The sequence below is a fragment of the Streptomyces sp. CBMA152 genome, assembly GCF_014596475.1.
GTDB lineage: Bacteria > Actinomycetota > Actinomycetes > Streptomycetales > Streptomycetaceae > Streptomyces.
Window position 1 is genome coordinate 713,050 of the sequence record NZ_MECJ01000033.1, and the last position, 20,176, is coordinate 733,225.

20 protein-coding genes are annotated in these 20,176 nt (G+C 70.5%); 8 read left to right on the forward strand and 12 right to left on the reverse strand.

Going from position 1 to position 20,176, the window contains the following annotated elements; all coding sequences use genetic code 11:
• Positions 1 to 25: 25 nt before the first annotated feature.
• Positions 26 to 1,162 (reverse strand): ROK family transcriptional regulator, encoded by a 1,137-nt coding sequence (locus BG418_RS36100; protein ID WP_188278266.1) that lies wholly within the window; start codon positions 1,160 to 1,162, stop codon positions 26 to 28.
• Positions 1,163 to 1,218: 56 nt separating this feature from the next.
• Between BG418_RS36100 and BG418_RS36105 the strand changes: the two genes are divergently transcribed.
• Both BG418_RS36105 and BG418_RS36110 read left to right on the forward strand, forming a co-directional pair.
• Positions 1,219 to 2,304: a Gfo/Idh/MocA family oxidoreductase gene (locus BG418_RS36105; RefSeq protein ID WP_188278267.1), complete on the forward strand. Its 1,086-nt coding sequence runs from the start codon at positions 1,219 to 1,221 to the stop codon at positions 2,302 to 2,304.
• Positions 2,305 to 2,333: 29 nt separating this feature from the next.
• On the forward strand, positions 2,334 to 2,783 hold the full coding sequence (locus tag BG418_RS36110; RefSeq protein WP_188278370.1) for a heme-degrading domain-containing protein: 450 nt from the start codon (positions 2,334 to 2,336) through the stop codon (positions 2,781 to 2,783).
• 228 nt (positions 2,784 to 3,011) lie between these two features.
• Here the strand turns inward: BG418_RS36110 and BG418_RS36115 are convergent, their stop codons facing one another.
• The 4 genes from BG418_RS36115 to BG418_RS36130 form a co-directional block, all read right to left on the reverse strand.
• The gene (locus BG418_RS36115; RefSeq protein WP_188278268.1) at positions 3,012 to 3,869 is read right to left on the reverse strand and encodes a fumarylacetoacetate hydrolase family protein; all 858 of its coding nucleotides are present in this window, start codon (positions 3,867 to 3,869) and stop codon (positions 3,012 to 3,014) included.
• 145 nt (positions 3,870 to 4,014) lie between these two features.
• A complete protein-coding gene (locus BG418_RS36120; RefSeq protein WP_188278269.1) occupies positions 4,015 to 4,776 on the reverse strand; it encodes a YidC/Oxa1 family membrane protein insertase in 762 nt (253 codons plus the stop codon).
• Positions 4,777 to 4,899: 123 nt separating this feature from the next.
• Complete coding sequence (locus tag BG418_RS36125) at positions 4,900 to 5,247, reverse strand: DUF6412 domain-containing protein (protein WP_223185842.1); 348 nt, start codon at positions 5,245 to 5,247, stop codon at positions 4,900 to 4,902.
• 124 nt (positions 5,248 to 5,371) lie between these two features.
• On the reverse strand, positions 5,372 to 5,902 hold the full coding sequence (locus BG418_RS36130; protein WP_188278270.1) for a helix-turn-helix domain-containing protein: 531 nt from the start codon (positions 5,900 to 5,902) through the stop codon (positions 5,372 to 5,374).
• Between the two features lie 110 nt (positions 5,903 to 6,012).
• Between BG418_RS36130 and BG418_RS36135 the strand changes: the two genes are divergently transcribed.
• Positions 6,013 to 7,401 carry an MFS transporter gene (locus tag BG418_RS36135; RefSeq protein ID WP_188278271.1) on the forward strand — a complete coding sequence of 463 codons (1,389 nt, stop codon included), beginning with the start codon at positions 6,013 to 6,015 and terminating at the stop codon, positions 7,399 to 7,401.
• Between the two features lie 3 nt (positions 7,402 to 7,404).
• On the opposite strand, the gene BG418_RS36140 is transcribed toward BG418_RS36135, so the two are convergent.
• Complete coding sequence (locus BG418_RS36140) at positions 7,405 to 8,145, reverse strand: class E sortase (protein ID WP_317453870.1); 741 nt, start codon at positions 8,143 to 8,145, stop codon at positions 7,405 to 7,407.
• 227 nt (positions 8,146 to 8,372) lie between these two features.
• Here BG418_RS36140 and BG418_RS36145 point away from each other — a divergent pair, with 227 nt between their 5' ends.
• Positions 8,373 to 9,380, forward strand: coding sequence for an SEC-C domain-containing protein (locus BG418_RS36145; protein WP_188278272.1), 1,008 nt, complete (start codon positions 8,373 to 8,375; stop codon positions 9,378 to 9,380).
• A gap of 82 nt (positions 9,381 to 9,462) precedes the next feature.
• Positions 9,463 to 12,654 carry a DUF3427 domain-containing protein gene (locus BG418_RS36150; RefSeq protein ID WP_188278273.1) on the forward strand — a complete coding sequence of 1,064 codons (3,192 nt, stop codon included), beginning with the start codon at positions 9,463 to 9,465 and terminating at the stop codon, positions 12,652 to 12,654.
• A 16-nt stretch (positions 12,655 to 12,670) separates the two neighbouring features.
• On the opposite strand, the gene BG418_RS36155 is transcribed toward BG418_RS36150, so the two are convergent.
• Positions 12,671 to 13,375 (reverse strand): ATP-binding protein, encoded by a 705-nt coding sequence (locus BG418_RS36155; RefSeq protein ID WP_223185844.1) that lies wholly within the window; start codon positions 13,373 to 13,375, stop codon positions 12,671 to 12,673.
• Between the two features lie 102 nt (positions 13,376 to 13,477).
• On the opposite strand from BG418_RS36155, the gene BG418_RS36160 reads away from it, so the two are divergent.
• The 3 genes from BG418_RS36160 to BG418_RS36170 all read left to right on the forward strand — a co-directional run bounded on the left by BG418_RS36160 (position 13,478) and on the right by BG418_RS36170 (position 14,930).
• On the forward strand, positions 13,478 to 14,326 hold the full coding sequence (locus BG418_RS36160) for a Scr1 family TA system antitoxin-like transcriptional regulator (protein WP_188278274.1): 849 nt from the start codon (positions 13,478 to 13,480) through the stop codon (positions 14,324 to 14,326).
• Entirely contained in the window at positions 14,323 to 14,547 is a 225-nt protein-coding gene (locus BG418_RS36165) for a DUF397 domain-containing protein (protein WP_223185845.1), read from the forward strand. The genes BG418_RS36160 and BG418_RS36165 overlap by 4 nt, the downstream gene beginning before the upstream one ends.
• Positions 14,548 to 14,627: 80 nt before the next feature.
• The gene (locus BG418_RS36170; protein ID WP_188278275.1) at positions 14,628 to 14,930 is read left to right on the forward strand and encodes a hypothetical protein; all 303 of its coding nucleotides are present in this window, start codon (positions 14,628 to 14,630) and stop codon (positions 14,928 to 14,930) included.
• Positions 14,931 to 15,245: 315 nt separating this feature from the next.
• Here BG418_RS36170 and BG418_RS36175 read toward each other — a convergent pair whose 3' ends face one another.
• The 5 genes from BG418_RS36175 to BG418_RS36195 form a co-directional block, all read right to left on the reverse strand.
• Positions 15,246 to 16,583, reverse strand: coding sequence for a DUF445 domain-containing protein (locus BG418_RS36175; protein WP_188278276.1), 1,338 nt, complete (start codon positions 16,581 to 16,583; stop codon positions 15,246 to 15,248).
• Between the two features lie 123 nt (positions 16,584 to 16,706).
• Positions 16,707 to 17,390 carry a DUF1707 domain-containing protein gene (locus tag BG418_RS36180; protein WP_188278375.1) on the reverse strand — a complete coding sequence of 228 codons (684 nt, stop codon included), beginning with the start codon at positions 17,388 to 17,390 and terminating at the stop codon, positions 16,707 to 16,709.
• 45 nt (positions 17,391 to 17,435) lie between these two features.
• Positions 17,436 to 18,416, reverse strand: a complete 981-nt coding sequence (locus BG418_RS36185; RefSeq protein WP_188278277.1) for an ATP-binding cassette domain-containing protein — start codon at positions 18,414 to 18,416, stop codon at positions 17,436 to 17,438.
• Between the two features lies 1 nt (position 18,417).
• Positions 18,418 to 19,314 carry an ABC transporter permease gene (locus BG418_RS36190; protein ID WP_317453871.1) on the reverse strand — a complete coding sequence of 299 codons (897 nt, stop codon included), beginning with the start codon at positions 19,312 to 19,314 and terminating at the stop codon, positions 18,418 to 18,420.
• Complete coding sequence (locus BG418_RS36195) at positions 19,307 to 20,107, reverse strand: ABC-2 family transporter protein (protein WP_188278278.1); 801 nt, start codon at positions 20,105 to 20,107, stop codon at positions 19,307 to 19,309. Before BG418_RS36195 ends, BG418_RS36190 begins: the two co-directional genes overlap by 8 nt.
• Positions 20,108 to 20,176 lie beyond the last annotated feature (69 nt).

Below are 20,176 nucleotides of genomic sequence, written 5' to 3' on the forward strand. Positions count from 1 at the left end.
CTGTCGGACAGTTATATGGCGTCGCCTATCCGGCGTCGCCCGCGAGTCGCTGCCCCGGCCCCGCCGCCCCATGCCCGAACACCGGCCCCAGGATCAGCCTCGCGGCACCCTCCGCCACCGCGTGCGGGCCGCCCGGGGTCACCGAGACCGGGATCGCGCGGGCGTCGCCGCCGCCCCGGCGGGCGCGTTCTTCCAGGACGGCCCGTACGCCGCGTACGAAACTGTCCGGCGCGCCCATGACCGTACGGCCGCCGAGCAGGACGCGGTCGATGTCGAGCAGGCCGACGAGGTTCGCGGCGCCGACGCCCAGGAAGCGGGCGGCGGCCGCGATGTCGCCGCGCGCCACGGACGACAGGCACAGCGCCTCGATGCAGCCGCGCGCCCCGCAGCCGCAGGCCGGGCCGCCGAGCAGGATGGTCTGGTGGCCGAACTCGCCCGCGCCCGTCCGCGAGCCGCGCAGCAGGGTGCCGTCGAGGACGAGACCCGCGCCCAGGCCCGTACCGAGATGCAGATACGCGAAGGAGTCGGCCGGGCCGCGCAGGGCGAGGCCGAGGGCCGCCGCGTTGGTGTCCTTGTCGAGGACGACCGGCAGGCCGAGGCGGTCGGCGAGCGCGTCGCGCAGCGGGAAGCCGTTCCACAGGGGGAAGCCGGTGACGCGGTGGAGCACGCCGGTGTGGTGGTCGAGCGGGCCGGGGCTGGCGACGCCGACGCCGAGCACCCGGCGGCCACCGATGAGCGATTCGGCCTCGCGGGCGGCGGCCTCGACGACCGTGTCGTGGCCCGCGCCGAAGTCGAGCGGCACGGTCCGCACGCCGACCAGCGTGCCCGCCAGGTCGACCAGGACGGCGGTGAGCTCGTCGCGGTCGAGGTGCAGTCCTATCGCGTGTCCGGCGGACGGCACCAGTTTGAGCACCGTGCGCGGCTTGCCGCCGGTCGAGGCGCGGCGGCCCGCCTCGGTCGCCGTGCCCTCCGCCCGCAGCCGCGCGGTGATCTTGCTGACGGCCTGCGGGGTGAGCCCGGTCCGCTCGGCGAGCTCCAGTCTGCTGATCCCGGCGTCCCCGGCCGTGCGCAGCAGATCGAGCACCAGCGCGGCGTTGTGGCTGCGCAGGGCCGGCAGATTGGCTCCCGAGGTTCCCGATGCTCTCGGGTTACTCCTGTTCACACCTCCATTGTCTCCTGCGCTTGCACTTTGACAACAGCGTTGCTTAAGTGGGACGCATGAATGCTCGTACGGACTCTGACCTTCGCGTCGGACTCGTGGGCTACGGCCTGGCGGGATCCGTCTTCCACGCCCCGCTGATCGCCGCGACCGAGGGCCTGGCCCTCGACACCGTCGTCACGTCCAGCCCCGAGCGCCGGGCGCAGGCCCGCGCCGAGTTCGGCGAGGGGCTGCGGTTCGCCGACTCCCCCGACGACCTCGCCGACGCGGACCTCGACCTTGTCGTGATCGCGTCCCCCAACAAGACCCATGTGCCGATCGCCACCGCCGCCCTCAAGGCGGGCCTGCCGGTCGTGGTCGACAAGCCGGTCGCGGGCACGGCCGCCGAGGCGCGGGGGCTTGCCGCGCTCGCCGAGGAGCGCGGGCTGCTGCTCTCCGTCTTCCAGAACCGCCGCTGGGACAACGACTTCCTGACCCTGCGCGCGCTCCTGGACTCGGGCGAGCTCGGCGAGGTCCAGCGCTTCGAGTCCCGCTTCGAGCGCTGGCGCCCGCAGCCCAAGGGCGGCTGGCGCGAGTCGGGCGACCCGGCGGAGATCGGCGGCCTGCTGTACGACCTGGGCAGCCACCTCGTCGACCAGGCCCTGGTCCTCTTCGGCCCGGCGCTACGGGTGTACGCGGAGGCGGACGTACGCCGTCCGGGCGCCCAGGCCGACGACGACACGTTCATCGCGATCACGCACGCGGGCGGGGTGCGCTCGCATCTGTACGTGAGCGCCACGACGGCCGAACTCGGCCCGCGTATGCGGGTGTTGGGCTCGTCGGCGGGCTATGTGAAATACGGCCTCGACCCGCAGGAGGCGGCGCTGCGGGACGGGAAGCGGCCGGTCGCCGGGCAGCCGTGGGGCCGGGAACCGGAGGGGATGTGGGGCCGGGTCGGCTCCGGCGAGTCCCCGCTGACGGGCGGCGGCCGCCCGGTCGAGACCGTACCGGGCGACTACCCCGCGTACTACACGGCGATCGCGAAGGCCCTGCGCGAGGGCGGCGAACCGCCGGTCACCGCGCACGAGGCGGCGGCGGCGCTCGACGTACTGGAGGCGGCGCGCCGGTCCGCGCGCGAGGGCGTGACGGTGGAGGTGGCGCTGTGACGACGCCCGTCTTCGACCCCGATTTCAGCATGGCCGAACTGGAGGCGCAGGAGGTCGAGTTGACCCTCCCACGCTTCACGTACGAGGACGCGTGGGCGCTCGGCTCGCTCCTGCGGGAGCTGGCCGTGGCCCGCGACGCCCCGGTCACGATCGACATCCACCGGGGCGCCCAGCAGCTCTTCCGCTGCGCCCTGCCGGGCTCGACCCCGGACAACGACGCCTGGGTCGACCGCAAACGCCGCGTCACGGAGCGGTACGCGTCCAGCTCGTACCTGGTCGGCGCCCGCTTCCGCGCCAAGGGCACGACATTCGAGGCGTCCTCCCGCCTGGACCCCGATGTGTACGCGGCCCACGGCGGCTCGTTCCCCCTGCGGGTGACGGGCGCGGGCGTCATCGGCACGGTGACGGTCTCCGGCCTGCCGCAGGTGGACGACCATGCGCTGGTGGTGGAGGGGTTGCGGGGGTTTGTGTCGGGTTGAGTTGCGCGGATTCGCCTGCGGGCCGGTGGGGGCTGGTCGCGCAGTTCCCCGCGCCCCTAAAGGGGCGCCCCGCAGGGGCGCATCAAGGGGCGCGGGGAACTGCGCGAGCAACCCAGCACGGTCCGCAGACGAAAACAGGAGGGCCCGGAGGGCCCTTTCAGGGGCGCGGGGAACTGCGCGACCAGCCACCGACGGCCCGCAGACAAAGCCCCGCACCCCGCGGACGCGCTACGCGTTCTTGAGCTCCTGGCGCTGGCGCCCCAAGCCCTCGACCTCCAGCTCGACCACATCCCCCGCCCGCAGATACGGCTTCGGCTCAGGCTGCCCCATGGCGACCCCCGCCGGGGTACCCGTGTTGATCACATCCCCCGGGTACAGCGTCATGAACTGGCTGACGTACCGCACCACTTCCGCGACCGGGAAGATCTGGTCGGCAGTGGACCCGTTCTGCTTCAGTTCGCCGTTGACCCACAGGCGAAGCGACAGCGCCTGCGGGTCCGGGACCTCGTCCCGGGTGACCAGCCAGGGGCCCAGCGGGTTGAACGTCTCGCAGTTCTTGCCCTTGTCCCACGTGCCACCGCGCTCGATCTGGAACTCGCGCTCGGACACGTCGTGCGAGACCGCGTACCCGGCGACGTACGCCAGCGGGTCCTCGTCGTCCCCGATGTAACGCGCCGTGCGCCCGATGACGATCGCGAGCTCGACCTCCCAGTCGGTCTTGACCGACTTCCGAGGCACCAGGACCGTGTCGCCGGGCCCGACGACCGTGTCCGCCGCCTTGAAGAAGACGACGGGCTCGCCCGGGATCGCCGCACCGGTCTCGGCCGCGTGGTCGTGGTAGTTCAGCCCGATGCACACGACCTTGCCGATCCGGGCGACCGGCGGCCCGACGCGCTCCCCCGCCGCGTCCAGCGCGGGCAGCACCCCGGTGTCCGCCGCGGCCCGTATCCGGTCCAGTGCGAACTCGTCGGAGAGCAGCTCACCGTCGATGTCCGGCACGAGCCCGGACAGGTCCCGCAGGGTCCCGTCGGCGGCGAGCAGCGCGGGGCGCTCATTGCCCGCCGTGCCTACGCGCAGCAGCTTCATGGTCTGTCTCCCTATGGTCGAGCGTGGCCCGGCCGATGGGTAGCGGCCATCGGAGGATCGTTCGATCCTCCAAGGTCGACGTCCACTCCGCAAGACCCCGTTCACAAACTGGACCGTAACCAGGGAGGACCAGGCTGCGCCGTTTCTACGCCGGGCTGAGCGCGCCCGCGTCCCGCTCGGCGTCGGGCCGCGCGTCCCGGTAGAGGTACGCCCGCTCGACGGCCGACCACGTCGTGCTCGTGACCACGTACAGCGCGGCCGCGAGCGGCACGACCGCCACGGTTATCAGCGTGCCGAACGACATCAGCGGCATGAACTTCGTCATCGCCCCCAGCCCCGGCATGGCCTCCTGCTGGTCGGCCGGGACCATCGGCGTCGTCGCCATCTGCCGCTTCGTACGCCGGTAGTTGAAGGTCGCGACCCCGGCGACGAGCACGAAGAGGCCGAGGTAGACGAGACCCTGCCCGCCGACGACCCCGCCGTGCCCGAGCGCGTCCGCCCACCGGCCGCCGAGCGGGGCGGAGAGCAGGGTGTGGTCGAGCAGCGCGTTGGGCTCGCCGCCGATGCTGGTGCTGGAGAACAGGTGGTACAGCAGGAAGAACGCGGGCATCTGCAACAGGCTCGGCAGGCACCCGGAGAACGGCGAGACCTTCTCCTCGGCGTGCAGCTCCATGATCGCCTTCTGCAGGCTCTCGTTGTCCTTGCCGTGCTTCTTGCGCAGCTCGGCTATCCGCGGCTGGAGCGCGGCCCGCGCCTTCTGCCCCCGCGCCGCCTGCCGCGACAGCGGATGCACGGCGAGCCGTACGAGCATGGTGAACAGCACGATCGCGGCGGCGGCCGCGGCGCCGTGGAAGAGCGGCTGGACGAGGTCGGCGAGGTGCCCGACCAGGGTGGCGAAAACGGACATGGAAAGCCTCCGGAGTCACTTCTGAGTCACATAGCGACGGCGTGACGGACCGGCAGAGGGCGGCAAGGGTCGGCAGAGACCCCCACGTACACACAGGGGTTGTCGACAGGAAGAAGCGGAGCCCTACGCGGCCGTCGGCGCGAGGCGGCCGGGGGCTCGGGGCCGCGGTCGTCCGGAGGCATCGGGGTCACGCTGCGGAAGGAAGGCGGTGCGCCGCTCCCGGTCACGTATCGCGGTACGTATACGCGTACGCGCCACCCTGGGCACCGCGCGGGACGCGAGCGTCGCGCAGGCGGCGAGGGCGGAGCCGGCCGCGGCGGTGGCGGCCAGGGCGACGGCCCCGGACAGCGTGCCGCCGCCGATGAGCAGGACCTCGACGAGGAGGAAGAGGAGCAGGCTGAAGGTGAGGCGGACCGACGGGAGGGAGGGCAGGCGCAGGGCGGGCCGCGCGAAACGCGTCGTGCCGGTCATGCTTACCCCCCTCGTTTTCGCGCTGCCCGAGCAAGTGTTGCCCGAGCATCTGTCCGACTCCTGACTCTTCTGCCGTTATACACGACGGGTCGGACAACGGGTCCGGACGGTCAGACGGGCTCGGTCACGTGCGCTCGGCCTCAAGCGGCTGGAGCAGGAGCCGGGGTGCCAGCAGCGCACGGCTGACCCAGTCCTCGGGGTCGGGGTTGAGCCCGGGCCCCGGCCGCATCTCCACGTCCCGCGGCGCCACCGCGACCCCGCACGCCGGGCACTCCCCGTACGCGCCGAGCTCCGTACCGCACCCCACGTGATGGAAGCTGCGCATCTGCACGGCGCCGGGGATGTTCTGGCGCCCCCAGAGCCCGAGCGAGCGCAGCACGGGCCACAGGGCGAGGGCGCGCTCGGTCGGGACGTACTCGTCGCGCGGCGGCGACTCCTGGTACCGGCGCTTCTCCAGGACCCCGGCGTCCAGAAGCGTCTGGAGGCGCGCGGCAAGCACCGCGCGCGGGATGCGCAGATGGACGAGGAAGTCGTTGTACCTGCGTACGCCGTACAGCGCGTCCCGTACGACCAGCAGCGTCCAGCGCTCGCCGACGATCTCCAGCGCGCTGGCGATGGAGCACTCCTGGGCGACGTAGTCCTTGCCGAGAGCCATGGAGCCAGTCTAGCGGAGTGGGTTCAATGAACGAACCGACCGTGCTAGGATCACCCACGCACGCAAGTTCATTGATTGAACCTACGGATACGCCTGGAGTCCAAGAGCTCATGACCGGCGAGACAGTGCACATACCGACCGAGACGGCGACGGCGTCGCGGACCGACGCTCCCCCGAAGGGGGCGGGCGCGACCCTCGCCGCGACCAGCGCCGCCACCGCCGTCGCGCTGATGAACTACACCGCCCCGATGCTCACGCTCCCCGGCATGACCGCGTCGTTCGGCACCCCGGTCTCCGCCCAGGCCTGGCTCCTCAACGGCACCCCGCTGGGCCTGGCCGCGCTGCTCCTGGTCGCGGGCAGCCTGGCCGACGACTACGGGCGGCGCCGGATCTTCCTCGCCGGAACGTTTGCTCTGGGCATCACGATCGCGCTCGGCGCCGTCGCGCCCACGACCCTGACGTTCACGCTCGCCCGGGTCGCCCAGGGCGCGGCGAGCGCGGCGATCCTGGCGAGCAGCCTCGGCCTCCTGGTCGCCGCGTTCCCGGCCGGGGCCGCGCGGATCCGGGCGACGGGGGTGTGGGGCGCGTTCGTCAGCGGCGGCATCGCGGTCGGCCCGCTGCTCGCGGGCGGCCTGGCGACGGTGAACTGGCGCCTGGCGTACGCGGTCCTCGCCGTGGCGGCCCTGCTCGCCTTCGCGGCCGCCACGCGCGCGTTGACCGAGTCCCGCGCGCCTCGCGCGGGCGGGCGCCCCGACTGGGCGGGCGCGCTGACCCTCGCGCTCGCGTTCACCGCCCTCATCGGCGCACTGACGCTGGGCCGCGACGGCTGGCTGCGCGCGCCCGTCGGCGTACTCCTCGCGGCGGCGGTACTGCTCACGGTCGCCTTCGCGCGCGTGGAGCGCCGCGCGGCCACCCCGACGATCGACCTCGCGCTCTTCCGCCGCCCGGTGTTCCTGGCGTCGTCGGCGGCGGCGCTGTTCACCGGCCTGTCGGTGATCGGCCTGTTCAGCTGCCTGCCGAACCTGCTCCACCAGATACGCGGTACGTCCCCGATGTCGGCGGCGTGGCTGTTCGTGCTCTGGTCGGGCCTCGCGTTCGTGGTTGCGTTGCAGGCCAGGCGCCTGGCGGGCCGGGTCGCCGCGCGCCACCAGCTGGCGATCGGTTTCGCGCTGCACGCGGTGGGCGTCCTGGCGATGCTGGGCGCGGTGCACCCGGTGGGCGGCACGCAGTGGCGCCTGGTGCCCGGCCTGGTGGTGGGCGGCGTCGGCAGCGGCCTGCTGAACGCGGCGCTGCCCCGCCTGGCCGTCGAGTCCGTACCGGCCGACCGCGCGGCGATGGGGTCGGGCGCCAACAACACGGCCCGGTACATCGGTTCGTCGGCCGGGGTCACCCTGACGATCGCGGTGGCCCCGTCCGGGGTGAACGCGGCGCTGTGGGTGTCGGCGGGGCTGGCGGTCCCGGGAGCGGTGCTCGCACTGGTGCTGCGCGAGCGCGCGTGAAGGTCAGCGGGGGCGCTCCGAGGCGAGCTTCCCCCACACCGCGAGCCGGTACCTGGAGGTGAACTCCGGGGTGCAGGTGGTGAGCGTGACGTAGTACCCGGCCCTGCTGTATCCGTACTCCGTACGGAAATTGCTGCGCGGGACGGGAGCGATAACACCACTGTCGCCGGCGGACGTCTGATTGAGCGAACTGTCCACCAGATAGGTGAAAACGGCGGTCCGCGTCTCGACGACGACGCGGTCGCCCGGCCGCAGCCGGTTGATGTACCGGAAGGGCTCGCCGTGCGTGTTGCGATGCCCGGCAAGCGCGAAGTTCCCGGCCTGGCCGGGCTGGGCGGTGCCGGGGTAGTGCCCCACGTACCCCTTGTCGAGCACTCCGTGCTTGCTGATCCCCTCGGCGATCGGGGCGGTGATGCCGAGGGAGGGGATACGGAGCACGGCGTACGCCTGGTCGCCCTGGGGGCGGTCGTCGGGGGCGGGCTTGCCGGTGGCGGAGGCGGGCGACCCGGCGGTGCGGGGTGAGGGAGCCGGTGGGACCGGGGCGTGGGCCGTTGGCTGCCGACCCCACTCCCGCTCCAGCGTGTGCACGGTCTGCCGCGCCTCGGCCCGCGCCTCCCGGTTGGTCCACCACAGCTGATGGGCGACGAGCAGGAGGATCACGACCCCGAGGGTGACGGCGAGCTCGGCACCGCTCCAGAGGGCGCGGGCGAGGAGGCGGGGGCGCGGGCCCGATGCCGGGGGCACGCGCGCGGGGCGCGCGGCTGGACGTACGTACGCGTCATGCCGACACAAGGGCAACCGCCGAGAGCGCCCGCGCCCATGCACCACCACAGGTACCGGCGAGGGCTTCGGCATCCGCTTCCGCACCCAGATCGACGTCCGCACGCGCGCACCATAAGGGCTGCCCCGTCAACTCACCAGGGCCGGAACACCCCTCCGCCGGGACCCCGCACAGCAGTACGGTGTCCCTCATGCGCCCCGACACGCCTGCCGATCACACCACCGAAGCCGAGCGTCTGCTGCGCACCGCGACGCAGTACCCGGAGGACCACGAACCGCTGCTCCTCCAGGCCGCGGCCCATCTGGAACTCGCCGGCGACCGCGAGCGTGCCACCACGCTCTACGACCGCCTGCTGGCATCCGAGCCGGAGCACCCCACCCTGATCAAGGCGTTCAAGGCCGCCAACCTCTGGGAGTACGGGCACGAGGCCGAGGCGCGCGCGATGATCGAGGGCATCCGCATCGCGGCCCCCCGGGACCCGGCGCCGTGGGAGATCATCGCGGAGACGCTGGAGACCCACGACGAGCTCGACGCGGCCCACACCGTCCTGACAACGGCACTGACCCTCTTCGTCCCGACGGCCGACGCGTCGACGGAAATCCCGTACCCCACCCAGTCGTTGCTGACGGCCCGCCACCGCGTACGCCGCCTCCTCGCCCTGGACCACGACACCTGGGACGAGCTCGCGGACCGCCTGCACCGCGCCGAGATCACCCTGGACGAACTCCACGACCCCAAGCGCCTGTGGTCCCTGGGCTCGAACGACCCGGCGGAGCTGAAGGCGGAACTGGCCCGCCTGCGCACGGAGTTGGGCTCCTACCGCGCGGCCCTCTCCCGCCCGTTCCCGGTAGCGGTCCTGCACTGGCCGGAGCCAGAACTGACGGAACTCCTCACGGCGTACCCGGAGCTCCAGTCCGAATACCCCACCCACGCGGCCCACTTGCTGGACATCGAGGCATCGCTGCGCGAGCTGTCAGCAACGGGCACGGCGAACCTGGGCATCGTGACAGGCACGGTCCCGTCCTACGAGGCCTTCGCAGCCTCAGAATCCTCCTCCCCCTCCAACGCGGACCTCCTCCCCCAGTACGCCACAACGCTGGCGGCCCGGGGGCGCGCGGTGGCTTGGCCGCCTCGGCGGGGGGCGGATTGCTGGTGCGGGTCCGGGGTGGCTTATGGGGAGTGCCACGGGGCGATGTGACGCCGCTGTCGGGGTTGTCAGTGGCCTTTGTTAAAACTGAGTCGCAACGGAATCGAATGACCCAGCGACCCAGGGAGAGGCCGTGGCGGACTCGGGGGATTTCACGCAGCCGATCACCGGCGTGTACGAGAAGCTGATCACGCAGCAGGTGCAGGAGCAGATCGACAGCCTCACCAGCGACGGATGGAAGGCCGTCGACGCCGAGGTCAGCCAGGAGTCCTCGCCCCATGTGCTCGCGCGGTTCGTCGCCGCGGCCGTGCAGCGGAAGTTGCGGGAGCTTCCGCAGGACAGGCAGGTAGCCGCGGCCAACCACATCATGGCGTCGTTCTCCTCATTCGCCGCCGAAGGGCCCTCGCAGCCGGATGCCGTATCCCCCAAGGATGCGGCATCGGCGCAGCCGAACACGGACCCCGAGGACGTCATCGTCGACGGCCCGCGCCAGCTGCTGGCCCTCGCCGAGCAGGAGGCGCCGGGTGTGTACGCGATGCGCCCGCTCACCCCGCTCTCCGAGACGGCTCTCATCACCAATGCGCCCGAAGACCCGAGCCTCGGCAGCGAGTTGCGGGCCGAGCTGGCCACGGCGGATCGCGTCGACCTGCTCTGCGCCTTCGTGAAGTGGTACGGACTTCGCGTCCTGGAGGACTCGCTGCGCGCCGCCAAGGAGCGCGGCGTACCCATCCGGGTCATCACGACGACCTATATGGGCGCCACCGACCGGCACGCCCTTGACCGGCTGGTGCGGGAGTTCGGCGCCGAGGTCCGGATCAACTACGAGATCCGCTCCACCCGGCTGCACGCCAAGGCGTGGCTGTTCAGACGCAACACCGGCTTCGACACCGCGTACGTCGGCAGCTCCAACCTCTCCAAGGCCGCGCTCCTCGACGGCCTGGAGTGGAACGTACGACTGTCCTCGGTCGCCACCCGTGACGTCCTCAACAAGTTCGAGTCCACCTTCGACGCGTACTGGAGCAGCAGCGCGTTCGAGCCGTACGACCCGGATGCGGATGCTGCACGCTTGGACGAGGCGCTTGGTCTGGCGGGCGGCACCACCAGCTCAGGTGAGACGCGGATCAGCCTCTCCGGGCTCGAAGTGCGCCCCTTCGCGCATCAGCGCGACATGCTGGAGCGGCTCACCATCGAGCGGGAGGTCCACGACCGGCACCGCAATCTGCTGGTGGCCGCGACCGGCACCGGCAAGACCGTCATGGCCGCACTGGACTACCGCGATCTGCTCCGCACCACGGGCAAGGACCTGCGACTGCTCTTCGTGGCGCACCGCAAGGAGATCCTCAAGCAGGCTCGGCGCACCTACCGCGAGGTCCTCGACGACGCTTCATTCGGGGAGCTCCTGCACAACGGGGAGCAGCCGAGCGAGTGGAAGCACGTCTTCGCCAGCGTCCAGTCGCTCACCGAGCAGCGCCTCGCACTGTTGAACCCGGCCCATTTCGACGTCATCGTCATCGACGAGTTCCACCATGCGACGGCGAACACCTACCGGCAGGTGATCGACCACTTCGCACCCGCGGAACTGCTCGGCCTGACGGCCACGCCCGAGCGTATGGACGGGCTGAACGTCCAGGACGAATTCTTCGACGGCCGTATCGCCGCCGAAATGCGCCTGTGGGAGGCGTTGGACAACGATCTGCTGTGCCCGTTCCACTACTTCGGCATTCCGGACGGCACCGACCTCAAGCAGCTCAGCTGGCAGAAGGGCTCGTACGACGTTGCCGAGCTGGGTGACGTCTACACCGGCAACCATGCTCGGGCCCGGCTGGTCGTGAAGGCCATACAGCAGAAGATCTCCCACCCGGAGTCCATGCGTGCGCTCGGATTCTGCGTGACCAAGGCGCACGCCCGCTTCATGGCCGGTTTCTTCCGCGATGCGGGCATCAAAGCCATCGCCCTCGACAGTGACTCGACCCCCTCCGAGCGGGACTCCGCGCTGGCCGCTCTGCGCAATGGCCCCCTCCAAGTCATCTTCTCGGTCGACCTGTTCAACGAAGGGCTCGACATCCCGGATGTCGACACCCTGCTGCTCCTGCGGCCGACGAACAGTGCGACGGTCTTCCTCCAGCAACTGGGCCGCGGCCTGCGCCGCACCCCGAACAAGCCAGTCCTGACCGTCCTCGACTTCATCGGTGAGCACCGCGCCGAATTCCGCTTCGAGGAGCAGTTCCGCGCCCTGACGAGCCTGTCGCGCAACCGACTGGTCGACAACCTGGAGCGCGACTTCCCGCAGCTCCCTTCCGGCTGCCAGATCATGCTTGAAGGCGTCGCCAAGGACATCGTCCTGGACAACGTCCGTACGCAGCTCAAGGCGGGTATCAAGGTCCTCGCCTCCGAGGTGAAGGACTTCGCCGAGCTGGGCCTGTCGGGCTATCTCACCGAGAGCCGCCGAGAAATCAAGGAGCTGTACAAGGGCTCCAACTCCTGGACGCGGATACTGCGTTACGCGAATCTCATCCCGGAGGACGCACCGCCCGGCGAGGAGCAACTCCTCAAGCGCGTCCACGCGTTCCTGCACGCAGACGACCGCGAGCGCGTGGAGGCGTACACCCAGTTGCTGGAAGACGACGCGCCCGCGTACGTCGAGCTGGACGTCAAGCACCAGGGCTATGCCCGCATGCTCTTCTTCAACCTGTGGGACAAGGCGGGCGGATTCTCCAGCTACCAGGAGGGGTTCGACTCGCTCCGCGAGCAGGTCGCGCTGCGCAGTGAACTCCGCCAGGTGCTGGCGCACATCCACGAGCGCACGGACCACCTGCCGCTCGACCTGACGGGTCCCCACCACGGGCTCCCCCTGAAGATCCATAGCTCGTACAACCGCTCGGAGATCCTGGCCGCCCTCGGCGTGGCCAAACTCGGCGGACAAATGCCGGGCTCGTTCGCGCAAGGCGTGGCATGGGTGGACGCCCTCAAGACGGACGCCCTGCTGATCACACTGGAGAAGAACGAGAAGGACTTCTCCCCGTCGATCCGGTACAAGGACTTCGCGCTGAGCCCCACGAAGTTTCACTGGGAGTCGCAGAGCACCACAGCGGCGAACTCGCCCACGGGCCGCCGCTACCAGAAGCATGTCGAGCAGGGCAGCCACGTGATGCTCTTCATGCGCCGCTACAAGGACAACGACATCGGCAAGTCCCAGCCGTGGATGCTGCTGGGTCCGGCAACGTACGACGGGCATAAGGGAAGCAAGCCGATGGCCATAACGTGGCGTCTCCACAACGAACTGCCGGCGGACGTCTGGACGTATGCGCACATCGTGGCGAGCTGACGCAGCAACTCTGGCTTTATGGCGATTCGACTTCGCAGCGCACAAGGGCCTGGTCCAGCGTGACGCTCGGGTCGCAGCCGTGCGCTCGCAACCAGTCGAGGAGGTCGGCAAAGATCTGGATCGCGGCCTCCTCGGCAACCGCCACGCTGAAGGACGTGGCGTCCCCTCCGGCCGCATGGTTCTCCAAGTAGCAGTACAACGAGAGCAGTTCCTCCGCCGTGTCGACTCCAAGCTCCCTGACGTGATCGTCTGCTGCTTGAAGCCCGGTGGTGAGCTCGCACCACGTCACCTTGGTGTCCGCGCGGAGGACAACGCCCCAGTGCGTCGCCACGGCGTCCACGATCGCCATCCCTCTGCCCGACTCCTCCCCCTCGGTGGCCGCGAGGAGGGTCGGCAGCGCCCGTACGTCCGGGTCAGTCACTTCGAGGCGTAGGGAGCCGCCGTTCATCGAGACCGCCAGGGTTGTCGGGGTGCCGGGGCCGACGTGGGTGATGACGTTCGTGACCAGTTCGGTTACGCACAGTTGGGCGGCGTCGATCATGTGCGGCAGGCCCCAGATGCCCAGGTGTAACCGCATCACGTTCCGCAGCCCGCTCAGCTCCTCAGGCTCCGCCAGGAACGGCAGATCCCACGGCTTTCTGCGGACTTTGAACCTGCATCCCGCCATGCCATCACCCTCTCGGTCCCGCATCGGCGATGGTGCGAGCATGGCAGCGCCCATCCCGTCATGCAATTTGCACGACGGGATTCCCACGATCGGGCGATTGGCAGGACGCCCCACTTCCGCAGAGACTGAACGTCCGCTACAGCACATGGAGTTGATGTGGCCGATTCCCCGACTGCTCGTCGCCGCCGACTGGCCATCGAGCTCAAGAAGCTGCGTGAGATCAGCCAGCTGACCTGCAACCAAGTCGGAGAGGCACTGAGCTGGAGTGGCTCCAAGGTCAACCGGTTGGAGACGGGCAGCGGCCGTGTTCAGCCCTCCGACGTCGATGCCCTGTGCCGCTTCTACGGCACCGGCGACGAACTGCGGGAACTCCTCATGGCGCTGGCCAAGGATTCGAAGTTGCGCGGCTGGTGGCAGGCGCACGGCACCGGAGTCCCGCGTTGGTTCGCCGGATACGTCGGCTTCGAGCAGGCGGCGTCGAGCCTGCGCCAGTACCAGTGCGAGTTCGTCCCGGGCCTGATGCAAACCCCGGAGTACATCGCGGAGTTGCATCTTGCCTCGAACCAGTTGCCTGCGGCGGATCTCGAACGGGCGGTGAAGGTCCGGGCGGAGCGGCAAAGCCTCCTCACCAAGGCGTCGGCACCCGACGCCTGGTTCATCGTTCACGAGAGCGTGCTGCGTCACGTCATCGGCGACCGCAAGCTGATGCATGACCAGCTCGAACGAATGCTCGCCGTGAGCGAGTTGGGAAACGTGACGTTGCAGGTACTGCCGTTCACCGCCGGGAGCTATCCCGCGACGGGCGCATTCACCATCCTCGGGTTCCCGGAACAGGAGGATCCCGATCTGGTCTACCGAGACGGTCTGACCGATGCCACGTATCTGGAAACGCAGCATGATGTAGGGCAGTACACCAAGGCCTTCGACAACCTTCGGGCTCTCGCGTCGAGCCCGTCTCGTTCAACTGCCTTGATCAGGCGCGTAATGGAGGAGCACTCGCGATGAACACCACACACTCTCCCAGCGACATGCCGTGTGCCAGCACCGACGGAGAATGGTTCAAGAGCAGCTACAGCAACGGATCCGGCGGCGAGTGTGTCGAGGCCGCGTTCCTCGCGGGTGGGGCAGGTGTCCGGGACTCCAAGCGGCCCCACGGACCTCGCCTCACCTTCGCCGACCCCGCCTGGGCCGAGTTCGTCGGGGCGCTTCGGGCGGGGCGGATGTAGCGGACCGGATGCAGGTCGTCGGCGACCGCCGATTAGCCTCGGGACGGACAGTCCATACAGGGCAGGCGCAGGAGGCAGACATGGCGAAGGTTCCGGCAGCGGCTATCGCGGCGGGTGGGCTTGTCGGGGGGTACGGGGTCGCGCGGTGGACCAAGAAGCGGCAGCTCGGTGGGGTCGCCCTCGCCGTCGCCGGGGCTCTCGCCGCGCGGGAGTGGAAGCAGGCCGCCGGGACCAAGGCCGCCGTCGGGCTCACCGCGGGTTACGTGGCCGCCTTCGCCGGGTCGCACCCGCTCGCCAAGAAGGTCGGCGCCTGGCCGTCCGTGTTCGCCGTGGCGGGTGGGGTTGCCGTGGCGTCCTGGGCCGTCACCCGGAAAAGTGCCTGACCGAAACCGGGAACCATCTGAACGTCGGATGCGACTCGTACGTACGTAGTGATGCAACTCCCCGCAGGGTGGCTGGGCGCGTGACGGTGCAGAGCAGGGACAGGACTGCGAGCGCGCGCCCAGCAGGGCCCCGCAGACATTCCCCTCCCGGGTGAGCCCGTTGGCCTCACCGCCGCCCGGCAGTCGAGTACCCGGGCAACCCTGGCGGCCCGGACCGCACGTACGGATCGGGAACACCGTCCGGGAAGCCGCAGACCTGCGCGCCCGGCACCGCGCGTCAGAGGCACCTACCCCGCGCCCAAAACCCGCCCCCCCCTACCCCCCCACCACCCGCGAAACCGTAAAGATCACCAACCCCGCCAACGCCCCCACCACCGTCCCGTTGATGCGGATGAACTGGAGGTCGCGGCCGATGTGGGCCTCGATCTTTCTCGATGTGTCCGTCGCGTCCCAGGACCTCACCGTGTCCGTGATCAGGGACGTGATCTCCGCGCGGTACGTCGAGACCACGTACGCCGCCGCGTCCTGGAGCCAGCCGTCGACCTTGGCCTGGAGGCGGGTGTCCGTGGAGAGGCGGGCGCCCAGGGCTAGCAGGGACGCGCGCGCCCGCAGGCGCAGCTCGCTGCGTTCGTCCTCCGCCGCCGCGATGATCATCGAGCGGACCGAGGACCACGCCGACGCGATCACGTCCTGGACCTCCGGGCGGGCCAGGACGTCCGACTTCAGGCGCTCCACCCTCGCGCGCGTGTCCGTGTCCGACTGGAGGTCCGCCGCGAAGTCCGCCAGGAAGCGGTCCAGCGCCCCGCGCGCCGGATGCGTCGGCATGTCCCGCATCTCCGTGACGAAGCGCAGCAACTCCTTGTAGACGCGCTCGCCGACCTTCTTGTCGACGAAACGCGGGGTCCAGCCCGGCGCTCCGCCCTGCACCGCGTCCATCACCGAGTCCCCGTGCAGCACCAGCCAGTCGTGGGCGCGCGCGCAGACCAGGTCCACCACCCTGCGGTGGCCGCCGTCCGCGACCACCTTCTCCAGGGTCTTGCCGATCCCCGGGGCGACCTCCGCCGCGTCCGCCCGGCGCGTGATCGCCTCGCCCACCACCGCCTGGACGTCCGAGTCCCGCAGCACCGTCAGCGCGCCCCGCAGCGCCGTCGCCAGCTCCGACGTCACCCGGTCCGCGTGCGCCGGCTCCGCCAGCCATGCGCCGAGCCTGCTGCCGATTCCCAGGGCTCCGAGGCGTGTACGAACCACGGATGGAGAAAGGAAGTTCTCGCCTACGAACGCGCCCAGCGACACTCCCAGCTGGTCCTTCTTGTTCGGGATGATCGCCGTGTGCGGGATCGGGACGCCCAGCGGGTGGCGGAACAGGGCCGTCACCGCGAACCAGTCCGCCAGCGCGCCCACCATGCCCGCCTCGGCCGCGGCCGCCACATAGCCCGCCCAGGGGCCCGCGCCCGAGCGGTCCGCCCAGGTCGCCAGGGCGAAGATGAGCGCGACCAGGAGCAGCAGGCCCGTCGCCGTCGCCTTCATCCGGCGCACGCCCCGGCGCTTCTCCTCGTCCGCCTCCGTGTACGAGAACGGGGAGCCGAGCGGCCCCGCATCGGCCGGTCTCGGGCCGGCCGACGCCGAGGCCGATGCCGCATCAGTACGTTCCATCACTCCGCCCGTCCGCGCCGCGCGCACCACCCCGTACGCAATTGTCCCTACCTCAGGGACTCCCGGGACGCACGTGGAGTTCCCGGCAGCACGTACACGGACAAGTGCAGCGAATCTCCGCTGTCAGCCCAGCTCCTTGCGCGGGCCCCCGCCCTCCACCTGGTCGCGACCCGCCCCGCCCGACTCCCTGAGCTGGCGCTTCGCCGCCTTGCGGAGCTTTCGCTCCACCCCGATCCCGCCCATCAGCGCGAATCCGGTGATCGTCACGGTCGGTGAACCCGGCGTGCCGTCCCCCGTCGCCCGGTCGCCGAAACCGCCCATAAGGCCGAAACCTCGGACCCTGACCGTGAGCTCGGGCGGGACCGTCACGCCCATGCCGCCCATGATCGTGAAGCAGCGGATCACCGTCTCGCGGGACTCGAAGCGGGCCTCGCGCAGATCGATCTCGCCGCCGCCCCACATCGCGAACGCGGTGAACTTCGAGGCGATCGTCCACGTACCCCGGCGGCCGAATCCGCCCCAGAGCGCGAACGCACCCCGCGAGGTGGCCGTGCCGCCGATCCGCGACGGCCAGTCGACCTCGACGGAACCCTCGCCGGAGGGCTTGTGCAAGGACACCGGAGCCGCCGCGCCACTGCCGCCCGGCGCCGGCAGGTCGCGCACCAGCGGCGCCAACTCCCCGTGCGTGCGCGCCTTGTAGGCCGCCTCCAAGCGCTCCTCGAACTCCTCCATGTCCAAGCGGCCCTCGGCCACCGCCTCCCGCAGCGCCTCGGCCACCCGCTCGCGCTCCGCGTCGGACGCACGCATCTCGGGAAACCCGGCCCCCGAAGGTTCACTCGTCATGTCGCCAGCCTAATAAAGGCCCCGGTCCGCGTACATCCGAGCGATGACCGACTCGATGTCCGGCTCACGCACCGACAGGTCCACCAGCGGGTACTGTGCCGCGACCTGCGCCACCAGCGGCGCCGCCGAGGCCGTCGCCGGGAACGCCAGCCACTGGCGGGGGCCCTCGACCTTCACCACGCGCGCGTGGGGGACGTCGATGGGCGGGAGTTCGCGTTCCAGGTCGACCACCAGCGTCCGCTCGCTCTCCCCCACCTCGTGCAGCCCCGACAGCGCGCCCTCGTACACCAGACGGCCGTGGTCGATCACCATCACGCGCTTGCAGAGCTGCTCGATGTCGGTGAGGTCATGGGTGGTCAGCAGGACCGTCGTGCCGCGCTCGGCGTTCAGGTCGCTCAGGAACTCGCGCACCTTCGCCTTGCTCACCACGTCCAGGCCGATCGTCGGCTCGTCCAGGTACAGCACGTCCGGGTCGTGCAGCAGCGCCGCCGCGATGTCGCCGCGCATCCGCTGACCGAGCGAGAGCTGACGTACGGGCACGTCCAACAGCTCGCCCAGATCGAGGAGTTCGACGCAGCGGTCCAGGTTCTCGCGGAAGCGGGCGTCCGGGATGCGGTACATGCGGTGGGCCAGGCGGTACGAGTCGTACAGCGGCAGGTCCCACCACAGCGTGGTGCGCTGGCCGAAGACCACACCGATCCGCTGGGCCAGGCGCGTGCGTTCGCGGGACGGGTCCAGGCCCGCCACCCGCACCCGGCCCGCGCTGGGCGTGAGGATGCCGGTGAGCATCTTGATGGTGGTGGACTTGCCGGCACCGTTCGGGCCGATGTAGCCGACCATCTCGCCGCGCGCGACCCGGAAACTGATCCCGTCGACCGCCCTGACCTGCTTCTTCTCCCGCTTCAACCGCCCACTCTTGCGGCGGACCTCGAAGACCTTCTCGACGCCGTCGAGCTCGATGAGGTCCACATACGTGCCATCTGATTCCATGTCAGCTTCCTGTGCTTCGGTACGACCTGAGTCCCGCCCGCCACGCCAGTCCCGCCAGCGCGCAGCACCCCACCGCCACGAACGGCGGTGCGAACGCCAGCCAGGTCGGCAGGTCGAGCGGATACGGCCGGTCCAGTACGTACATCGCGGGCAGCCAGTTGACGAAGGCCAGCGGGACGACGAATGTCACGCCGCGCACCATGTCCTTCGCGAACACCGTCGGCGGGTACTGGAGCATCGTGACGCCGCCGTACGTAAAGGAGTTCTGCACCTCGGAGGCGTCCTGCGCGACGAACTGGAAGGCCGCGCCCGCCACGAACAGCGATGAGAAGATGACCCCGCCGCTCAGCAGCATCAGCGGGATCATCAGCACCCGCAGCGGCGTCCAGTGGATGTCGAGCGTGAGCAGCGCGTAGCCGAGGACCAGGAGTCCCTGGGTGATACGGCCGAGGCGGCGCAGCGCGAAACGGTCGGCGGCGACCTGCGCGAGCACCGGCACCGGGCGGACGAGCAGGGTGTCGAGCGTGCCGTCGCGCACCCGGCGGCCGAGCCGGTCCATAGACCCCATCGCCAGGTCGGCGAGACCGAACGCGGCGCCCGACGCCCCATACAGCAGGGCCACTTCGGGCAGCGAGTAGCCGCCGAGCGCGTCCACGTGCGAGAACATCAGCAGGATGGACACGAAGTCGAGCCCGGTCGCGGCGAAGTTGGCGAAGGTGGTCAGGACGAAGGACGTCCGGTAGGCGAGCGTGGAGCGGATCCACATGCCCGCGATCAGGCGGTACGCGCGGATGCCGTCGGCGGCGTCGCGGAGGCGGCTGCGGGGCGGGAGCCTGCGGGGCTCGTCGACACCGCGTACGTCCTGAAGGTCCGGACCCTGAATCGTGCGTTCAGCCACCCTGCACCACCACCCTCCTCGTCGCGGTCGCCTGGAGCAGGCGTCCGACGCCGAGCAGCGCAGCCGCCCAGCCGAGCTGGAACCCGTACGCCGCCACCAGGCCCCAGCCGGTGTGGCGGCCCAGCAGGATGTCGGCCGGGATCTGGAGCAGCCCCGACCACGGCAGGGCGCGCGCCACCTCGCCCAGCGCGCCCGGGAAGACGTTGAGCGGCAGCACCAGGCCGGAGAAGAACATTCCGCCGAGCCAGGAGATCTGCGCGACGCCCGCCCCGTCCATCAGCCAGAACGCGGACAGCGCGACCAGGAAACGGATCGCGAAGCTGATCACGATCCCCAGGAAGACCGCGCACAGGAACGCGAGCCAGCGCAGCGGGTCGGCCGGGAGCGCGAGGTCGAAGGCGAGCGCCCCGAACGCCATGGGCACCGCGCCCCGCCCGAGCAGGTGGAACGCCGCCCGCCCCACGTCACCGGCCAGCCACCACAGTTGGAGGTCGGCGGGACGGTAGAGATCGATTGCGATGTCACCCGTACGGATGCGTTCGATGAGCTCGTCCTCGAAGCCGCCGCCCATCATGGCGACCGTCATGATCAGGGCCTGGCCGAGCCACACATAGGTCAAGGCCTGGGACTGGTCGTAGCCGCCGAGATGCGGACGGACCTTCCACAGGGCCATATAGGTGTAGGCCACGATGACGCCGAAGACCGTATTGGTGAACACACCGGCCGCCGTCGCGATCCGGTAGGTCGTGTAGCGACGGAAGCCACCCGCCGCGACGACCGCGTACAACCGCACGTGCCGCCTCCTCACCGAGTCCTAGGTGCCAAAGTGCCCGACCTTAGTTCCGGCGGGCGCTCCAGCGCG